Origin of the sequence: Aeromonas bivalvium (assembly GCF_000819765.1) — a bacterium.
GTDB lineage: Bacteria > Pseudomonadota > Gammaproteobacteria > Enterobacterales > Aeromonadaceae > Aeromonas > Aeromonas bivalvium.
In genome coordinates this window covers 6,261-6,640 of the sequence record NZ_CDBT01000010.1, presented here as the reverse complement: position 1 = coordinate 6,640, position 380 = coordinate 6,261, and the positions used below count along the sequence as shown (strand labels likewise).

At 61.6% G+C, this 380-nt stretch carries 1 protein-coding gene; it reads right to left on the bottom strand.

The features are described from left to right. Window positions 1–72: 72 nt before the first annotated feature. On the bottom strand, window positions 73–380 hold a 308-nt coding region (locus BN1119_RS03535; RefSeq protein ID WP_041994042.1), incomplete at its 5' end, for a sigma factor-like helix-turn-helix DNA-binding protein.

Sequence of the window (380 nt, the reverse complement as noted above, 5' to 3'; positions counted from 1 at the left end):
GCCTTGGCCATGTCGGTGAAGGCGTCCTGGGTATCATGAGGATCGATGACAGCCCGGCGGCGAAACTCCAGCTCATCCATTCCCGTGTCCTCTCTGTTGTGCGGTTGACGCCATGGCCTCTCGGATCTGGTTGCGTGCCCGAAACAGCCGGGTCATCACAGTGTTCTTGTTCAGGCCCAGCTGCTGGGCTATCTCTTCGCCGCTGAAGCCACCGATGACTTGCAGCAGCAGGGGCTCCTGGTACTCCTCCGGCAATCTGGCGATATGGCGGCGCAGCCACTCGTGCTCCATCTCCTGCTCGCTGTGCAGCGCCTCGTCATCGCTTTGGGGAAACTCGTCCAGATCGATGAGATCGAAGCGCTTGCGCTCGAAGCGGCGGG